Raw genomic sequence first — 18,848 nt, forward strand, 5'->3', positions numbered from 1 at the left:
TGACAAGTAATTTTTTAAAAAAATGTTAAATCTTGCCCAAAAAACGGGAAATTTCTCTGTAAAGTGTGCGTAGCCGCCTTCTGTTGTGTAAACTACCGCAGTTTTTTATCTACCCGGAATTGCGTCAAATTTTATGCAAACACTTAAGAATGATCGTTACCTGAGAGCACTTCTAAAACAGCCTGTTGATAAAACGCCAGTTTGGATGATGCGTCAGGCGGGGCGTTACCTTCCTGAGTACAAGGAAACCAGAAAGCAAGCCGGAGATTTTATGTCTCTGTGCAAAAATGCTGAGTTAGCTTGTGAAGTAACATTACAGCCTTTGCGTCGTTATGAGTTGGATGCCGCGATTTTGTTTTCAGATATTCTGACCATTCCTGACGCAATGGGCTTGGGTTTGTACTTCGAACAAGGTGAAGGCCCTCGTTTCGAACGTCCTATCAATACTAAAGCGGATGTTGATAAAATCGGCATTCCTGACCCTGAGCAGGAATTACAGTACGTAATGAATGCCGTTCGCACCATTCGTAAGGCGCTGAATGGTGATGTTCCTTTGATTGGTTTTTCCGGTAGCCCATGGACACTGGCAACCTATATGGTTGAAGGTGGCTCCAGCAAAGCCTTTACCAGAATCAAGAAGATGGCCTTTAGTGAACCTGCAACCTTGCATTTGTTGTTGGATAAATTGGCTGACAGTGTCACTAGCTATTTGAATGCGCAAATTGCTGCCGGTGCGCAGAGTGTGATGATTTTTGATACCTGGGGCGGTGTATTGTCGTCAAGAGATTACCAAGAGTTCTCGTTGCAATACATGGAGAAAATTGTTTCTGGCTTGACCCGTGAAAACGAAGGTCGCCGTGTTCCTGTTACTTTGTTCACCAAAAATGGTGGGCAGTGGCTGGAGAAAATCGCTGCGACAGGTTGCGATGCTGTTGGTTTGGATTGGACGATTGATATTGCTGATGCCAAGGCGAGAGTTGGTGATAAGGTTGCGCTGCAAGGTAATATGGATCCTTCCATGTTGTATGCTCAGCCAGAAAGAATTCGTCAGGAAGTGGCGACGATTTTAGCGGGCTTTGGTGAAGGTTCTGGTCATGTTTTCAATTTGGGGCATGGTATTCATCAGGACGTTCCACCTGAACATGCTGGTGTTTTCGTTGATGCTGTTCATGAGCTAAGCGAGCAGTACCACAAGTAAACCTTCTTGCTTTGATTTCTTGAGAAGCCGGAAATAAGTCCGGCTTTTTTTGTCTGAATTTTGCGAATTTACTCAGGTAAGTGACCGGTTTTAACGTAGATGAGTGCGCCATCTTCTTTGGTATAAGGCTGATGTGAGCTCATATGTGGGGAGCGGATCCAGGTGCCTTCTGGATAAGTACCGTGCTCATCATAAAAGGTTCCCTGCAAAACCAGAATTTCTTCTCCGCCCCAATGTTGGTGTGGCTTGAATTCAGTAAAGGGAGCCCATTTTACTAATGCGGTGTGCTCTGTGCCAAAATCGTGTAAAGGCAATACTTGTAAGCCGTCAACCATGCCTTGCTGCCATTGCGCAGTGTTGGTATCCAGAGTGAATTGCTTGTTGTCTTGCAAATGAAACTGGTGCAACTTGACAAAAATTAATGCGCCGGATTTGCCCACTTTGGGACTATGAATGCTACCGATAGGGTTACGCATATAGGTGCCTTTGCTATACATTCCGTGTTCATCGCCGAACTCACCATCTAGCACCAGTAATTCTTCGCCACCGCCATGAACATGTTCAGGAAAGCTGCTATTTGGCGCGTACCTTACCAGACTTGTGGCGCGCCCCACCTCTTTGCCAATGCGATCCAGCATCATTCTCTCCACCCGAGGCATAGGGGACTTAACCCATTCGTACTGATGGGGGTAGACCACTTCTTTTTTGGAAAAATCGGAGCGAATTAGCATGAGACTTGAGAACGCCTAACTGCAACTTTGGGGAATTGTATATGATTTCATACATAAACCAAGAATAAAGCTCTGATAAAGGATATCAGTCTGGTGAATATTTAAACTATTCTTTATGCGTCTCTTGGTAAGCCCTTCTCTATAGAGCGAATTAAACGTAAAGTAATACGTTCTTCATTTGATGAGTTGGAATCCTGAGCTTTCTGTTTTTGCTGCGCCAGTGCCCATTCGATATGTTCGATTACTAATGAGCTACCACTCACGTTTCGTTGCTTTTCGAGCGCTTCTACAATGTTTTCTGAAAAAGGCGCATTGCCCAGAGCAACAGCGATATTGCGTTGCCATTTTTGAAAGCCAATGCGTCTAATTGCGGAACCTTCTGTGTTGCGCAAAAAGGTGTCTTCATCCCAGTTGAATAGGGTTAATAAGTCGGGATTATTGAGTGCGTCACGGGTATGAAAGTCTAACTCTTCAGTGACCTGTGCATATCGGTTCCAAGGGCAAATTAACTGACAGTCATCGCAACCATAAATTCGATTTCCCATTAATGGACGTAGATCTTCAGGAATGGCGTCATCCAGCTCAATGGTGAGATAAGAAATGCAGCGTCTGGCGTCGACAACATAAGGTTCAACGATGGCTTGTGTTGGGCATATTTTCATGCAGGCAACGCAGGAGCCACATTCTTCTTCTACAGGCTTATCAATGGGAAGCGGTAAATTGATGAAAAGTTCACCCAGAAAAAACCATGAGCCAGCTTCACGATTAATCGTCAGTGAGTGCTTACCAGTCCATCCGGTTCCTGCCTTTTCGGCAACCGCGTGTTCTAGAACCGGTGCGGAATCAACGAATGGTCTATATTCTGTATTGGGTAAGACTTGCTGGATTTTTTGTCCGAGTTGTTTCAATCGTTGACGTAACACTTTGTGGTAATCACGGCCATGAGCATAGCGACTGATGTAGGCTTTATTTTTGTTTTTCAGTGTCTTGGCAAATTGAGCGTTGGGTGGCAGGTAATCCATGCGAACGCTAATGACTCGCAATGTACCGGGAACCAATGCCTCTGGTTTGTAACGCTTTTCACCATGAGCACTCATAAAATTCATAGTCCCGTGGTATCCTTTTTCCAACCAGCGCATCAGGGCATCTTTGTGCTGATCCAAATCAATATCGGAGATACCAACTTGTTGAAAACCAAGTTCTTTTCCCCATTTCTTGATATTGGCTGTAAGTTCTTCGAGATCCGGCATTGGGAGGTTGGACATTGAAAACCTATGTAAACATTTTTCCGCAGGAGAGTTTAACACACAAAATCTACAAGGCTGAGCAAGTACGCAAGGTTGAGCCTGTGGCGGCAAAGCAAGCCGGGGTGACTATGTATACCCTGATGGAGCGAGCTGGACAGGCGGTGTTTAATGTTTTGCGTGAACAATATGCAGATGCAAAGACGGTTTTGGTGTTGGCTGGTAAAGGTAATAATGGTGGCGATGCCTATGTCGTCGCGCGCTTGGCGTTGACTCAGGGGCTACACGTTACCTTATGTGAGTTTGCGGATATTGAGCGGCTTTCTGATGATGCTAAAACAGCTAGAGAGAAGTGGCTGGCGACAGGAGAGACTGTACGTAACTGGCAGGATCTGAACTTTGCTGTCTTTGATCTCTGCGTTGATGGCTTGTTGGGTACTGGCATTAGCGGCGAAGTGCAATCGCCATTAAGTGATGTCATCCAGAAAACCAACAACGCCCAGATCCCCATTTTAAGTATTGATATTCCCTCGGGTTTACATGCTGACACTGGCTCTGTATGCGGTGTGGCGATGGAAGCGGAACACACTGTGACGTTCGTGGGTATTAAGTCTGGTCTGGTAACGGGTATCGGTAAGCAATGTACTGGAAAGCTGCATTTTCATGATTTGGGTGTCGGTAATGAGTTCCAGCGCTTGGCGGATTCCATCGGTAGAGTATTCGATTTTCGTCAACTTCGTCCTATTCCCAAGCGTGATATCTACAGTCATAAGGGAAGCTATGGGAAATTGTTGTGTATCGGCGGAAACCAGGGGATGCCCGGCTCTATTCGACTAACCGGCGAGGCTGCACTTCGATGTGGCGCAGGGTTGGTGAAGGTTTTTTGTCATCCGGATAATGTTGCCATGGTGTCAAATGGTCGCCCTGAACTGATGCTGGAGCATGAAGAAGAACAACTTGTTGAAGCGTTGAATTGGTGTACTGCAATCGTTATTGGCCCCGGATTAGGCAAAGACGCTTGGGCAATCGATAAATTAAAAGTGGTATTGAACCATGCTTTGGAAAAGCACAAGCATCTTGTGATGGATGCTGACGCCTTGAATTTGTTTTCACAGGATCCCAAATTGGTGATGCCCAAGCACATGGCAATTGTGACACCTCATCCTGCTGAAGCCGCACGTATTTTAAAAACATCGGTGAATGAGATAGAGAACAATCGCTATCATAACGTGCGAGAACTGGCGAACCGTTTTGACTGTGTCGCTTTATTGAAAGGTTCAGGTAGTGTTGTGGCTTCTCAAGGCAACCTGTGGGTTTGTAAAAACGGCAACCCGGGCATGGCAACCGCCGGCATGGGCGATGTACTCAGTGGTGTATTGGGTGCGTTATTGGCTCAAGGCATGGGGTTGCGCCTTACTGCCGTGTACGGTATGTGCCTGCACAGTTATGCCGGTGATTTAGCCAGCAAGGAACATGGAGAACGTGGTATGCTTGCCAGCGATTTATTTCCATATTTACGAAAATTAATTAATCCAGAATAGAGAAGTGTAAAGTGCAAAGTCAGGTTGCATTGTCTTCGGAACAGGAAACCGAATTATTTGCTCAATCTGTTGCTCGCTGTTGCCAGCAAAGTAGTGAACAGATTCGTAGCGGTTTGAATATACATCTGCTTGGTGATCTAGGTGCGGGTAAAACCACGTTTTCACGAGGTTTTATTCAGGCATTAGGCTATGAAGGGCGAGTGAAAAGCCCGACGTATACCCTGGTGGAACCTTATGAGGTCGGAAACTGGTTGATTAACCATTTCGATTTGTATCGATTAGCCGATCCGGAAGAATTGGAATTTATCGGTATTCGTGATTACACCGCAGATAACACCATCAACTTAATTGAGTGGCCGAGCAAAGGCACAGGTATGCTGCCTCCGCCTGATATTGAGATTTGCATTGAGTTTACTGAACAAGGACGTAATATTGTGGTCAAAGGGTTAACGGCAACTGGCGATTCAGTGATACGACTATTACAAGAACAATGAGTGTCATAAGATTCAATTTAGGAAGGTTCAATTTCGCAGTATGGTTATTGCTGATATTCACAGCATTTCCCTTTTTTGCTGTTAGCCAGACTACGAACTCTGTCGATAGCATTCGTGTTTGGCCTTCTCCCAGTAATACTCGAGTGGTGTTTGATTTAAAGAACAAACCCGAGTACAGCTATTTTACCTTAAGTAATCCTCAGCGATTGGTTATTGATCTCGACGCAACCAAGAATGGTGTCGATCTCAATTCCTTGTCTCACGATAGTAAGTTGCTGCATAAAGTTCGTACCAGTAATCCCAAAGAAAAGCATTCAACCCGATTTGTTCTGGATCTTAATAAAGCCGTTAAAGCTCAAGTTTTTGCCTTACCGCCAACGGCTCCCTATGGTAATCGACTGGTTATTGATTTGATGGATTTGGAGCAATCCCAGGCGATTGTCAAAGATCAGCAGTCGAACAACCATAATCGCGATATTGTGATTGCCATTGATGCCGGACATGGCGGTGAAGACCCCGGTTCTATTGGTAGTGCCGGTAGTTACGAGAAGAACATCACGCTCAGCATTGCCAGGAAATTGCAGGAGCTGATTGATGCTGAAAAGGGGATGACAGCGAAATTAACTCGAACCGGCGACTATTATGTTGGATTAAATAAGCGACCTGCCCAAGCAAGAGCGTTCAAGGCTGATCTTCTGGTGTCTATCCATGCTGATGCCTTTACTACTCCGCAACCTAGCGGGGCTTCCGTTTGGGTGTTGTCTGCCAATCGTGCTAACTCCGAATTAGGTCGCTGGATGGAGAAAAGCGAACAGCATTCCGAATTGCTCGGTGGTGCGGCTGAAATTATTCAGGACACGGCAGCTGAGCGTTACTTAACGCAGGCATTGTTGGATATGTCGATGGATCACTCTTTAACAACCAGTTATCAGGTAAGCCGAAGCTTGATTCGAGAATTAAGACAAGTCACCAAGATGCATAAGAAATCACCTCAAGCGGCAAGTTTAGCTGTATTAACTGCGCCAGATATCCCTTCGGTATTAGTTGAAACCGGGTTTATTTCTAATCCCGAAGAAGAGAAGAATCTAAATTGGAGTAAATACCGGGAGAAATTGGCTAATGCCATTTTTACCGGTATTAAAACACATTTTAAAGATACACCACCTGATGGCACGCTTTGGGCCAATCAACGTCATGACAATCGTAAGCGAACTCATCGGGTTGAGAGTGGTGAGTCTTTGTCTCTGTTAGCACAGCGCTACAATGTGTCTGTGACTAGTTTGAAAAGAGCTAATAATTTGAGTTCTGACATGGTTAGAATTGGTCAGGTGCTAACTATTCCGAGTAGTTAGTTTCTAGCAGATAGCCATTATTGTTGCCCAATAACCCGAATGAATAGAGAAGAGAGAATTCTTGAGCATTAAAATATTGCCTGCGCGATTGGCAAACCAAATCGCTGCGGGTGAAGTGGTTGAACGCCCTGCCTCGGTTGTTAAAGAGTTATTGGAAAACAGTCTGGATTCAGGCGCGACCCGTATTGAGGTCGATATTGTTAAAGGCGGCCATAAGCGAGTCTTGATCCGCGATAACGGCGCTGGAATAGAAAAAGATGAATTGGGGCTCGCTTTAAGTCGTCATGCCACCAGTAAGATCCACACTCTGGAAGATCTGGAAAATATTGTCAGTTTGGGGTTTCGTGGCGAAGCGTTAGCCAGTATTAGCTCGGTATCACGATTAACCTTAACCTCCAAACCCGCAGCACAAGAAGAAGCATGGCAAGCTCAATGTGAAGGCCGCGATATGGAAGTGGCGATTACACCCGCTGCTCACCCTAATGGAACCAGTGTTGATGTGCAGGATTTGTTTTTCAATACGCCAGCACGTCGTAAGTTCCTGCGCACAGAAAAGACCGAGTTTACCCATATTGATGAGCTGTTCAAACGCGCAGTTTTAAGCCATTTTGACGTACATTTTGTGCTGAGACACAACGATAAGATTGTGCGCCAGTTTGCGGCTGCGAAAAACGAAGCGGCGAAGTTAAAGCGTGTAGCGCAAATATGCGGCAAAGCCTTTCAAGATACGGCGATTGAGTTTGCCAGCGAGTATCAGGCTATTCAGTTTCATGGCTGGCTAGCGGGTGTTGGCGGTGAAAGAGCGCAGAATGATCAGCAATACGTTTATATTAATGGGCGGATGATGAAGGATAAGCTGATTGCTCATGCTATTCGTCAGGCTTACGAAGGGTTAATTCCATCCGACAGTTATCCAGCTTATGTAGTGTATTTGCAGATGCCCGCATCCATGTTGGATGTGAATGTACATCCAACCAAACAGGAAGTGCGTTTTCATCAAGCTCGTTTGGTACATGATTTTATCTACAAGACCGTAAACGATGCATTGCAACAGCAGATGCAACGGGGGTTTGAGCAAGAGCAAGCTTTCAATTCTGAACCTGTTTGGGGTTCCTCAACATCACAAAAGTCGCAAGAACCGCAAGATTCACACGAGCTTCAAGCACCTCAAGTGCATCAGCTCAATCCGGTGCAATATACTCAATTGTCATCCAATGAGCCGTCGCACCAATATATCAAGCCTTTAACGCATGATGTGTCTCAAGCACCGAACAATACTTCGGATCGAATTACACATGGGGTAAGTGAGCATTCACCTTCGTCAGCCTATTCATCGGGTGCTATGGGGACGGGAAGGCCGCCTTTTGGTGAACGAAGAAATATGGTTGGCAGTAGAAATATTGGGTCAGCGCAGCAGAGAACGGCTTCGAATAATTATCAAAATTTGATGTCTACAGCTGCGCCATCTTTTTCTGCGGAAGCTGCTGGTGTTAGCGTTAGTCATCATGCTGTTAGTGATAAATTGGCAGAATGTGTATTTGTTGAGCCCAGTCATTTATTGCTAAAAAAGCAGGCGTCTTTTTATCTGATCTCGCTGGTGGCTTTGGAGCGTAAGGAGCTAATCACTTCGTGGCGGCAGCAAGTGCCAGTATCACAACCGTTACTGATGCCGATTTCTCTGCCAATGGACAAGTCAATTAAAGAAAACCTGGATGAAAAACGCAGGGCGTTGAGTGAATTGTCTATTGAGCTTATTCCGGTTGATAAACGTTTAGTCTTGCGCAAAGTACCTGCTGGTTATCGTCAGGTTAATTGGGCGATGTATTTGCCTGAACTGTTGCAACATGAGCAGCTACAAACTAATCCTATACTGGCATTTGCAACGGTCATGATTGCTGAAAGCAAAGTGTATGATGATGTTCTGGCAATGTCCTTATGGCAACGGTTTGCGCTCATATTAGGTAAAGAAGATAATTCCCTGAATGGCTTGCTGATGGAAGTGCCAGTTGCCGACTGGGTAGCTCAACACTTAAATTTAACTAAAGAGCCTTCGGTTCAATAACTCGTTAAAAGATATCAATGACTAACACCTCATTACCTCCCGCAATCAGCATTATGGGGCCTACAGCTTCGGGCAAAACCGCATTGGCGATTGCCCTTACCAAGGTGCTTCCTTGTGAAATTATCAGTGTTGATTCAGCGTTGATATACCGAGATATGGATATTGGAACCGCCAAGCCAACGGCTGAAGAGTTGGTTGAAGCTCCACATCGTTTGATCAACATTCTGGATCCGGCGGAAAGTTATTCTGTTGCCGAATTTCGTCGAGACGCATTGCGGGAAATGGCGGACATTACCGCAAAAGGGCGAATTCCGTTATTGGTAGGAGGTACGATGTTGTACTTCAAGTCATTAATTGATGGAATTGCTCAATTACCGGCATCTGATGCCGATATTCGTAAACAGATTGAAAAAGAAGCTGAGCTACATGGATGGGAAAGCTTGCATAAGCAATTGCAAATTGTGGATCCGGAATCGGCACAGCGCATTCATCCTAATGATCCTCAGCGATTAATGCGAGCGATAGAAGTGTATCGTTTGAGTGGTAAAGCGATGAGCGATTTAATGCGAGATAATTGTGACCCGGCTCCTTACCACTTTACTCAGTTTGCAATCGCGCCGCAGGACAGAGCCGTGTTACACCAGTTAATTGAACAGCGTTTTGAACAAATGCTGGCGGCTGGGTTCGAAGCTGAAGTTGCTAAATTGCTTGCTCGTGGAGATTTAAATTTAGATTTACCATCAATGCGTTGCGTTGGTTACAGGCAAATGTGGCAATACTTGACGGGTGAGCTAAACTTGCAAGAAATGAAAGATAAAGCGGTTGCTGCAACACGGCAGTTAGCCAAGCGGCAGATAACCTGGTTACGAGGCTGGAAAGACGTCACTTGGCTTGATACTTTTAATACTGATAATGTAAATGTTGTATTAAATTGTACCAAGTCCTAAATGGGGTCAGTCTTCACTCTATACAGGGATTTTAAATACTGTATACTGGCTTGAATCTCATAAAGCAGTAATAAAAACAATAACTAAATAACTAGAAGATCAAAAAGAGGCACATGATGGCAAAGGGACAATCACTCCAAGATCCTTTTTTAAATGCTCTTCGTAAAGAGCGTATTCCCGTGTCGATTTATCTGGTCAACGGTATTAAATTGCAGGGACAAATTGAGTCATTTGATCAGTTTGTTATTCTGCTCAAAAATACAGTGAGTCAGATGGTTTACAAACACGCGATTTCCACAGTTGTGCCAGCCAGAGCGATACCCATGGCTATTAGCAACAACGATGATGGGGACAACGCCTAAACCTAATGTTTACTGAGGATTCCATGCTTGTTTGACCGTTATGAAGCTGGTGAACAGGCCGTTCTGGTTCATATTAATTTTTCAGATGAAACATCCAGGGAAGACTTGCAAGAACTGCAAATGTTAGTGTCTTCTGCTGGCGTGAATACCGTTGAGGTTGTAACGGGGACGCGCCGCACTCCTAATGCGAAGTACTTTGTAGGTAGTGGTAAGGCAGAGGAAATTGCCAATGCAGTAAGGGCGTCTTCAGCGGATGTCGTTATTTTTAACCATGCCTTAAGTCCCTCGCAAGAACGTAATCTGGAAACAATTTGCAAATGTCGAGTGTTGGATAGAACCACGCTTATTCTTGATATTTTTGCACAACGAGCCAGAACCCACGAAGGTAAACTACAGGTTGAGTTAGCGCAGTTACGACATATTTCCACACGTCTGGTTCGTGGTTGGACTCACCTTGAGCGCCAAAAAGGCGGGATTGGTCTGAGAGGCCCCGGGGAAACCCAGCTTGAAACCGATCGTCGTTTATTGCGTGAGCGTATCAAAAGCATTCAGCGTCGTTTAGAAAAAGTTGAGAAGCAACGTGAACAAGGGCGTAGAGCCAGAGTACGCAATGAAATACCAACAGTGTCATTGGTGGGTTACACCAACGCTGGTAAATCGACTCTATTCAACACGATAACTTCTGCCGGTGTTTATGCAGCCGACCAACTCTTTGCTACGCTAGATCCAACACTTAGAAAAATAGACGTGCAAGATATTGGCTCTGTTATTCTTGCGGATACTGTTGGGTTTATTCGTCATTTGCCCCATGACCTGGTGGCAGCGTTTAAAGCAACATTGCAAGAAACCCAATCTGCCGACTTGTTGCTACATGTGGTGGATTATTCGGACGAGAAGTTTCGCGAAAATATCGATCAGGTTAACGAAGTTCTTGAAGAAATTGGGGCTGGTGAAGTACCCCAATTAGTGATTTGTAACAAAATCGACCGACTGGAAGGAATTGAAGCCCGCATTGATAGGAATGAAGACGGTAAGCCGGAAAGAATCTGGGTTTCGGCGCAGCAAGGTCGAGGTATTGATTTATTATTTAATGCCCTCACTGAGTGTTTGGCGGATAACATGGTGCAATATCAATTACGCATTCCGCCACAACAGGGTAAACTTCGCGGTGCATTATTTGGTTTGAATTGTATCGCTTCGGAAGAATATGCCGAAGATGGTGATTGGCTGGTGGATGTCAGAATGCCAGCCAAAGACTGGCAACGCCTGATTAAGCGCGTTGACGGTGATCTGACTTCGTATTTGGTGCATAAGCACTAAGCAATGTTAAATAATTAATTGACGGAGAAAGAGATGGCTTGGAACGAGCCCGGGAGTAACAACAATAACAAAGATCCCTGGAAGAACCAGGGTGGTCGTGATCAAGGGCCTCCAGACTTAGACGACATTCTCAAGAATGTGTTTAAGAAATTTGGTGGTTCTGGTGGACGTCGTGGAGGCGGTGGTTCTGGAGGGCTGAGTTTCGGCAATCTGGGATTGGGTCTGATCGTCGCTATTCTGGTCGTGATCTGGGGTATCAGCGGTTTCTATACGGTACGTGAAGCTGAGCGTGGCGTTGTGATGCGCTTTGGACAGTTCAACAAATTGGTTGAGCCTGGTTTGCAATGGCGCCCCACATTTATTGATACTGTTGTGCCAGTGGATGTGCAAACTATTCGCTATTTGCCAGCGTCGGGTTTCATGCTAACAGAAGACGAAAACGTGGTTAGTGTGGAAATGGAAGTTCAGTATAAGGTTATTGAACCTTACCAATTTACTTTCTCTGTCACAGACCCATCAAAGAGTTTGCGTCAGGCTTTGGATGCGGCATTACGCTACGTGGTTGGTCATTCCAAGATGGACGACATCCTGACTAGTGGTCGTGAGGTTGTAAGACAACAGGTTCGTGAAGAACTGGATAGCGTTATTGCGCCATACAATATGGGTATAGTGGTCACCGACGTGAACTTTAAAGATGCTCGCCCGCCAGAGCAGGTAAAAGCTGCATTTGACGATGCCATCGCCGCTCAGGAAGACGAACAGCGTTTCATTCGTGAAGCGGAAGCGTATGCCAGAGAAATTGAACCACGTGCTCGTGGTCAGGTTCGCCGTATGGAAGAAGAAGCCCAAGCTTATAAAGAGCGCGTGATTTTGGAAGCGCGAGGTGAAGTAGCTCGTTTTGAGGAATTGCTACCTCAGTACCAGGCTGCTCCTGAAGTAACTCGTCGTCGTATCTATCTGGAAACATTGGAACAAGTCTATTCCAACACCAGTAAAATCATGGTCGACAGTAAAGGTAGTGGCAACATGATGTACTTGCCATTAGACAAGATCATGGAGAATTCCGGCTCAACAGGCACTCCCGCCAAGTCTCGTAGCACTATTGAAGGCCTACGTAATAGTCCAACTTCTGGCACTAATACACCTACGACTTCATCCGATGGTGTCCGCGGCGACCGTTTCAATAGTGGGAGGAACTAGGCAATGAGGAATTTACTGTTAATTATCTTGATTGCATTGGGATTATTGAGCTTTAGTTCGGTTTTCGTTGTTAAGGAAGGTACACGCGGTATCGTTATCCAGTTTGGTAAGGTAAAGCGTGAATCGGAGAGCAATGAAACTATTGTTTACGGGCCTGGATTACATTTCAAATTACCGTTTTTTGATCAGGTAAAACATTTGGATGCACGTATTCAAACTTTGGATGATGCTCCAGACCGTTTCGTTACCTCTGAGAAGAAAGACTTGATCGTTGATTCCTATGTGAAGTGGCGTATCAAGGATTTTGCCAAGTATTATTTGGCAACTCGTGGTGGTGTGAAAGAATTGGCTGAAGCACTATTGAAACAGAAAGTGAACAACGGTTTGCGTACTGAATTCGGTACTCGCACCATTTCACAAATCGTTTCAGGCGAACGTTCTGAATTGATGGATGCAGCATTAGAGCAATCTTCACAAAGTTCGGATGAACTGGGTATCGAGATTGTTGACGTGCGAGTTAAGCAAATTAACCTGCCTGTTGAAGTCAGTAGCTCCATCTTTGAACGTATGAGAGCTGAACGTACTGCGGTAGCGAAAGAGCACCGTTCTCAAGGTCAGGAACAATCTGAATTTCTTCGTGCAGATATTGATCGTCGTGTAACAATTATGCTGGCTGATGCTGAACGTAACGCCAGAAAATTGCGCGGTGAAGGTGACGCAGGCTCAGCAAAAATATATGCAGAAACATACTCGAAAGATCCTGAATTTTTCAGCTTTTTACGTAGTATGGATGCTTACAAAGAGAGCTTTAACAGCAAGCAAGATATCTTAATTGTTGAACCAGACAGCGATTTCTTCAAATATATGAAGGATGCTAAAGGCAAGTAATCAGCAGCCTTTGTAAGCAAGCTAGCAATTTAGCTTTACACTATTTCAAGAAGCACCCAGCCGGGTGCTTTTTGCTTTTCAGGATAATGCTTCATACTTAGGTGGTTGTATTTAGTTAACCCCATATATGGGATTAGTAGTAAAAGAAGTATCCGCAGTATGTATAAGCAGTATTATCAAGGTTTTCTCAAGCGTCATCCCAACACTCAACATTTTGCCTGTCATAGTCACCATTATTGGCCAGATGTAACCCGCGACGCCATGTTGCAATATTGGGATGATTCAGCTCAATGGGTGGATGATAAATGGAATTATTTCTTTGGGGAAAAGTTGCCTAAATTGCAGCAATTCATTGCTTCTACCCTGAATACAGGAATGCCAGAAAATATCGTTCTGGCTCCCAATACCCATGAATTGTTGTTTCGAGTAATTAGCACGCTAGACTTTACAAAGCCGCAATGCATAGTTACAACCGATAGTGAATTTCACAGTTTTAACCGCCAAGCCGATCGCCTGTCTGAACTCGAAAATTTCACTGTGATTAAAGTGCCTGTTCAGCCCATGCAGGATTTTCAGCAGCGATTTGTTGAAACGGTCAGACAGTACAACCCTTCGTTAGTCTTTTTCAGCCACGTATTTTTTAATTCAGGCATGGCGCTTCGCGATTTGAATGGTTTGATCGAAGAGATTAAAGATATAGATGGATTGATTGTGGTGGACGGTTATCACGGGTTCATGGCATTACCTGCTGATTTGCAGCCTATCGCAGAGCGAGTGTTCTATCTGGCTGGCGGATACAAGTACGCACAAGCGGGTGAGGGCGTGTGCTTTATGCATGTACCGAAAGATGCTGATTTTAGACCCGTTTATACAGGTTGGTTTGCGGAATTCGGCGCGCTTTCAGGAGCCAGAGCGGAAAGTGTTCGCTATGCGACGGCAGGTAATCATTATGCTGGCGCAACCATGGATTTATCAGGTATGTATCGTTTACTGGCTGTGTTTGAATGGATGCAGGAGATTGGGCTGTCGGTAGAAAAGATCCATCACTATGTACAGCAGTTGCAAGATCATTTCCTGAGGCTTTTATATGCGCTGGATCATCCGGATTTAAACGCTCAAACCTTATTGGCGGATAATCTCAACCATCATGGGCATTTCTTCACGTTTAAGCTGGAAAGTGCAGAAAAAACGCAAGCGCTGGGGGAATATATGAAAGCCAAAGGTGTGCACACCGATTGGCGGGGAGATTGTTTGCGCTTTGGCTTCGCTTTGTATCAGAATGCTGAAGATTTTGATTTAACTTGTTTGGAGGAAATGAATGGCTGACGCTTTTTGGATGGCATTCGCATTTGTTCTGATTATCGAAGGTGCGGGGCCACTCTTGTTCCCGCGTCGATGGAAAAATTACATTATGCAGCTCTCCCAACAGCCTTTATCGCTGTTAAGGCAAATTGGTGGTGTGATGGTGACAATTGGCCTGATGTTTCTCTTTTTTATGCAATGAAACTTGGAGCAAACCAGGCTCAACGTTAAAAAAGACTTAAGAAACAAAAAGCTAAACTTATATTCATCAAAGGTTCGGTCGCGTAGGCGCAAGCCTTAAACGAGCCGTGTTTGGGCGCTGTCGAATCTCTAAGCAAAATATCTGAAATATCTAGGGATAAAAAGATGAATTTTCAGGCGCAAGTTTGTTAGAATCTGCGCCTAATTTACTACTGGATTCAAACTTTTCATGGCAAACAATGTAGTTGTACTCGGCACCCAATGGGGGGATGAGGGTAAAGGCAAGGTCGTTGACTTATTAACTGACAGAGCGGCCTATGTTGTACGTTATCAAGGTGGTCACAATGCCGGACATACTTTGGTAATTGATGGAGAAAAAACCGTATTGCACCTGATCCCATCAGGCGTACTGCGCGACAACGTAAAATGCGTTATCGGCAACGGTGTTGTACTTAGCCCCGAAGCATTGCTAAAAGAAATGCAAATGCTACAAGACAAAGGTGTGCCGGTTACCGAACGTTTGGTCATCAGTGAAGCATGTCCACTTATTCTGCCATTCCACATTGCATTGGATCAGGCTCGTGAACAAGCCCGTGGAAACAAGGCTATCGGGACAACTGGGCGCGGCATCGGTCCTGCATATGAGGACAAGGTTTCACGCCGTGGTTTACGTGTAGGTGACTTGTTCTGTGCGGAAAGCTTCGCTACCAAATTGAAAGAAGTGATGGAGTATCACAACTTCGTGCTGCAACACTATTACAAAGCAGAACCTGTCAGCTACGACATGGTATTGCAAGATGCGTTGGCGATTGCAGACACACTGAAGTCAATGGTTGTTGATGTCACCGACATGCTGGATAAAGCTCACGCTCGTGGCGACAGAATCATGTTCGAAGGCGCACAAGGCACTCTGCTTGATATCGACCACGGTACTTACCCATACGTTACCTCTTCTAATACCACTGTTGGTGGTGTGGCTACTGGCGCTGGATTTGGCCCATTAAAGCTGGACTATGTACTGGGTATCGTAAAAGCCTACACTACCCGTGTTGGTAGCGGCCCATTCCCAACAGAACTACACGATGAAGTGGGTGAGCATTTGGGTGTTAAAGGCCATGAGTTTGGTGCAACAACAGGCCGTAAACGCCGTACAGGCTGGTTTGATGCGGTTGCCATGAAACGTGCAGTACAAATCAACTCAATTACCGGCTTTTGCTTAACCAAACTGGATGTTCTGGATGGTATTGAAACCATCAAGATCTGTACAGGTTATCGCCATGCCGATGGAACGATTAAAGACGTTCCACCAATGGCAGCAGACGATTATGAGAAAATCGAACCAGTATACGAAGAAATGCCGGGCTGGAGCGAAAACACCTTTGGCGTGAAGGTTTACGATGAACTGCCTCAAGCTGCGAAAAACTATATCGCACGTTTGCAGGAAATCACCGGTGTTCCAATCGACATCGTATCAACAGGCCCAGACCGCGTTGAAACTATCGTACTACGTCATCCTTACGACGCGTAATTAGCGAAAGCTGATCGCGATGGTTCTTAAAATGCCGCTCATCGTTGGTGAGCGGCATTTTTTTATTAAAAGCTAACGACTTTTAATGATAATTCACTTCCCCTCAATCAAATTCAACAACCCTTCAATTAACATAAAAGTCCCGGCGACCAGTGTTGTGCGGGGTTTGTCGTAGCCATTGACTACCCAGGTGGTGGCGGTTTGGCGCAGTATGCCAACCACCGAGAGGCCGATGACGGCTTTTTCGTCTTCGGGTTGCTGCCAGTTTGGGTAGGCTTGTTCGATAACCGAGATGTAGGTTTTGGCGATGTTCTGGATGTAGTTGTTATACATCTGGTCTATGTCGGGGCTGATGCCTTCGAGACCAAGCAAGCAGATTTGCGCGATTTGGGGATTTTCCACTTCTTGAAAATAGACATCAATGCCAGCCTTCATGGCTTGGCGAAGTGTGCCATTTTCGATGCCTTTGCCTATGGTTTCCAGTATTTTGGATACCAGTTCATTCATGCAGTGTTCGTACACTGCCATCGACAGCGTTTCCAGGCTGCCGAAGGATTCGTAAAAATAGCGGTCGGTGAGTTTGGCTTCACGGCAAATGCCTCGCACCGTCACTGAATGAAAGCCTTTGCTGCCGAATTGTTCTATACCTGCGGTGATAAATTGCTCTCGACGTTTGGCTTTGCGTTGTTCTAAGGTCAGACCGCTGTAATTCCTTCCGTTGGAACCAGAATGCTCACTGTTTTCACTTTGAATTTCTGCTTTTGCTTCTTTGGGAGCGTCCATTTGAGCCTGTTTAATTTTTACTTTGAAAGCCTGATTTGTTTGATTCTATGCCAGATAAAATCAATTTGACAACACGCGTCATCAGATTTAATTTATTTTGAAGACGTGTGTAGTCAGATTAGTAGGCTTGGATGGTGCTCTCACCTGTTTCAATTGAACAAGCCTCTGACGAGAGGAATGAGCAATGAGTAACGCGCATAGCGATGTTAAACAGAATACAGGCAAAACTTACGAAGCCATTATTATTGGCAGTGGATTTGGTGGGCAAATCGCCGCGCTAAATCTGACAAAAGAGGGGATCACCGATTTTCTCATTTTAGAGCGGCGCGATTTTATGGGCGGAACCTGGTGTCAGAACACCTACCCTGGAGCCGCCGTTGATGTGCCTTCACCTTTGTATTCCATTTCTTCCGAGCCCTATGACTGGTCGCAAATGTTTGCTGAGCAGCATGAGCTACACGAATACACTAACCATGTGATTGATAAACACGGGCTGCGAGAGAAAACGCAAACCAGCGCTAATGTGAATAAGATTCAATGGGATGAAGCGCAGCAACTGTGGTTTATCCATGTCGATGGCAAAGCCGAGCCTTATTGCAGCCGTTTCGTTATTAATGCATCTGGTCCTCTCAGTACGCCTGTTATCCCAAATTTCAAAGGTCGCGATAGTTTCAAAGGTAAGTCCTTCCACACCAACAACTGGGAGCATTCCTACGACTACAAAGGTAAACGTGTCGCCATTATTGGCAGTGGTGCCAGTGCGGCACAGGTGATCCCGGCGATTGCACCGGATGTTGCTCATCTGGATGTGTTTCAACGTACACCACATTGGGTGTTACCCAGACCTGATCGTGTGTTTTCTGGATGGCAACGCAAGCTATTGCGTAACAAGTGGTTTTATAAAGCGTTGAGAACTTCCATTTATTGGGCGTTGGAATTTCGGGTTGTGGGGTTCAAATACTCTCAACTGGCGTTAGAGATCATTGGTGGTCGAAAAGCGCGAGCCTTCATCAAACAACAAATTGCCGACCCCGAGATGCAGCGCAAAGTCACCCCGGATTTCACCCTGGGATGTAAGCGCGTGATCCTGTCCAGCACGCTCTATCCCGCGTATTGTCGAGATAATGTCACTTTGCATGACAAGCATAACGGTATTAAGGAAATCACCGAAAAAGGCATTATCACGCAGGATGGTGTCGAGCATGAGTTGGATTTGATTATCTATTCCACTGGGTATGACGCGACAGATGGCGTGATCTCCTACCCCGTGATCGGTTGCGAAGGGAAAACCATTGCTGAGTTTTGGCAGGATTATCCCAGAGCTTATTTGGGCACTGCGCTACCGGGTTTCCCTAACCTGTTTATTGTTACCGGCCCCAATACGGGCATTGGTCATACATCGGCTTTGTTCCTGATTGAATCGCAGATGCAGTACATCATGCATAGCATTAAAGCGGTGCGACAAGGTGGACACCAAAGCGTTGAAGTAAAGCCTGATGCCGAGCAGAAATACACAGACCATATTCATCAGGAGATGAAGAAAACCGTGTGGCAAACCGGTGGCTGCAACAGTTGGTATAAGAGCAAAAGTGGCAAGGTCATTGCCATGTTTCCTGGCTTTAGTTTCACCTTTCGGCGCTGGGCGAATAACTTTAAAAAGGCGGATCATCAGTTTGCAGATAAATAAGCTGCAAA

17 protein-coding genes are annotated in these 18,848 nt (G+C 45.4%); 14 read left to right on the plus strand and 3 right to left on the minus strand.

Features of this window, described 5'->3' with window-relative positions; all coding sequences use genetic code 11:
• Positions 1-133: 133 nt before the first annotated feature.
• On the plus strand, positions 134-1,198 hold the full coding sequence (hemE, locus tag KIH87_RS00880) for a uroporphyrinogen decarboxylase (RefSeq protein WP_232359656.1): 1,065 nt from the start codon (positions 134-136) through the stop codon (positions 1,196-1,198).
• Positions 1,199-1,266: 68 nt separating this feature from the next.
• On the opposite strand, the gene KIH87_RS00885 is transcribed toward hemE, so the two are convergent.
• Both KIH87_RS00885 and queG read right to left on the minus strand, forming a co-directional pair.
• Positions 1,267-1,929, minus strand: coding sequence for a cupin domain-containing protein (locus tag KIH87_RS00885; RefSeq protein ID WP_232359657.1), 663 nt, complete (start codon positions 1,927-1,929; stop codon positions 1,267-1,269).
• Between the two features lie 113 nt (positions 1,930-2,042).
• Positions 2,043-3,194 carry a tRNA epoxyqueuosine(34) reductase QueG gene (queG, locus tag KIH87_RS00890; protein WP_232359658.1) on the minus strand — a complete coding sequence of 384 codons (1,152 nt, stop codon included), beginning with the start codon at positions 3,192-3,194 and terminating at the stop codon, positions 2,043-2,045.
• On the opposite strand from queG, the gene KIH87_RS00895 reads away from it, so the two are divergent.
• The 12 genes from KIH87_RS00895 to KIH87_RS00950 all read left to right on the plus strand — a co-directional run bounded on the left by KIH87_RS00895 (position 3,194) and on the right by KIH87_RS00950 (position 16,370).
• Positions 3,194-4,714 carry an NAD(P)H-hydrate dehydratase gene (locus tag KIH87_RS00895; RefSeq protein WP_232359659.1) on the plus strand — a complete coding sequence of 507 codons (1,521 nt, stop codon included), beginning with the start codon at positions 3,194-3,196 and terminating at the stop codon, positions 4,712-4,714. The two genes, queG and KIH87_RS00895, sit on opposite strands and share 1 nt — an antisense overlap.
• 11 nt (positions 4,715-4,725) lie before the next feature.
• Entirely contained in the window at positions 4,726-5,208 is a 483-nt protein-coding gene (gene tsaE / locus KIH87_RS00900) for a tRNA (adenosine(37)-N6)-threonylcarbamoyltransferase complex ATPase subunit type 1 TsaE (RefSeq protein ID WP_232359660.1), read from the plus strand.
• Positions 5,205-6,560: an N-acetylmuramoyl-L-alanine amidase gene (locus KIH87_RS00905; protein WP_408635776.1), complete on the plus strand. Its 1,356-nt coding sequence runs from the start codon at positions 5,205-5,207 to the stop codon at positions 6,558-6,560. The genes tsaE and KIH87_RS00905 overlap by 4 nt, the downstream gene beginning before the upstream one ends.
• 61 nt (positions 6,561-6,621) lie before the next feature.
• Complete coding sequence (gene mutL / locus KIH87_RS00910) at positions 6,622-8,622, plus strand: DNA mismatch repair endonuclease MutL (RefSeq protein ID WP_232359662.1); 2,001 nt, start codon at positions 6,622-6,624, stop codon at positions 8,620-8,622.
• Between the two features lie 17 nt (positions 8,623-8,639).
• Positions 8,640-9,569 carry a tRNA (adenosine(37)-N6)-dimethylallyltransferase MiaA gene (miaA, locus tag KIH87_RS00915; RefSeq protein WP_232359663.1) on the plus strand — a complete coding sequence of 310 codons (930 nt, stop codon included), beginning with the start codon at positions 8,640-8,642 and terminating at the stop codon, positions 9,567-9,569.
• A 116-nt stretch (positions 9,570-9,685) separates the two neighbouring features.
• On the plus strand, positions 9,686-9,931 hold the full coding sequence (gene hfq, locus KIH87_RS00920) for an RNA chaperone Hfq (RefSeq protein WP_232361404.1): 246 nt from the start codon (positions 9,686-9,688) through the stop codon (positions 9,929-9,931).
• Between the two features lie 27 nt (positions 9,932-9,958).
• Positions 9,959-11,251: a ribosome rescue GTPase HflX gene (gene hflX, locus KIH87_RS00925; protein WP_232359664.1), complete on the plus strand. Its 1,293-nt coding sequence runs from the start codon at positions 9,959-9,961 to the stop codon at positions 11,249-11,251.
• A gap of 33 nt (positions 11,252-11,284) precedes the next feature.
• Positions 11,285-12,451, plus strand: a complete 1,167-nt coding sequence (gene hflK / locus KIH87_RS00930; RefSeq protein ID WP_232359665.1) for an FtsH protease activity modulator HflK — start codon at positions 11,285-11,287, stop codon at positions 12,449-12,451.
• A gap of 3 nt (positions 12,452-12,454) precedes the next feature.
• On the plus strand, positions 12,455-13,339 hold the full coding sequence (hflC, locus tag KIH87_RS00935) for a protease modulator HflC (protein WP_232359666.1): 885 nt from the start codon (positions 12,455-12,457) through the stop codon (positions 13,337-13,339).
• Between the two features lie 159 nt (positions 13,340-13,498).
• Positions 13,499-14,665: an aminotransferase class V-fold PLP-dependent enzyme gene (locus KIH87_RS00940; protein WP_232359667.1), complete on the plus strand. Its 1,167-nt coding sequence runs from the start codon at positions 13,499-13,501 to the stop codon at positions 14,663-14,665.
• Positions 14,658-14,843, plus strand: a complete 186-nt coding sequence (locus KIH87_RS00945; protein WP_232359668.1) for a DUF2065 domain-containing protein — start codon at positions 14,658-14,660, stop codon at positions 14,841-14,843. Before KIH87_RS00940 ends, KIH87_RS00945 begins: the two co-directional genes overlap by 8 nt.
• Positions 14,844-15,071: 228 nt before the next feature.
• Complete coding sequence (locus KIH87_RS00950) at positions 15,072-16,370, plus strand: adenylosuccinate synthase (protein WP_232359669.1); 1,299 nt, start codon at positions 15,072-15,074, stop codon at positions 16,368-16,370.
• A gap of 93 nt (positions 16,371-16,463) precedes the next feature.
• On the opposite strand, the gene KIH87_RS00955 is transcribed toward KIH87_RS00950, so the two are convergent.
• Positions 16,464-17,153 (minus strand): TetR/AcrR family transcriptional regulator, encoded by a 690-nt coding sequence (locus KIH87_RS00955; RefSeq protein WP_232359670.1) that lies wholly within the window; start codon positions 17,151-17,153, stop codon positions 16,464-16,466.
• A gap of 184 nt (positions 17,154-17,337) precedes the next feature.
• Between KIH87_RS00955 and KIH87_RS00960 the strand changes: the two genes are divergently transcribed.
• The gene (locus tag KIH87_RS00960; protein WP_232359671.1) at positions 17,338-18,840 is read left to right on the plus strand and encodes a flavin-containing monooxygenase; all 1,503 of its coding nucleotides are present in this window, start codon (positions 17,338-17,340) and stop codon (positions 18,838-18,840) included.
• The last annotated feature ends 8 nt before the right edge of the window (positions 18,841-18,848 follow it).

Source organism: Paraneptunicella aestuarii, assembly GCF_019900845.1.
GTDB lineage: Bacteria > Pseudomonadota > Gammaproteobacteria > Enterobacterales > Alteromonadaceae > Paraneptunicella > Paraneptunicella aestuarii.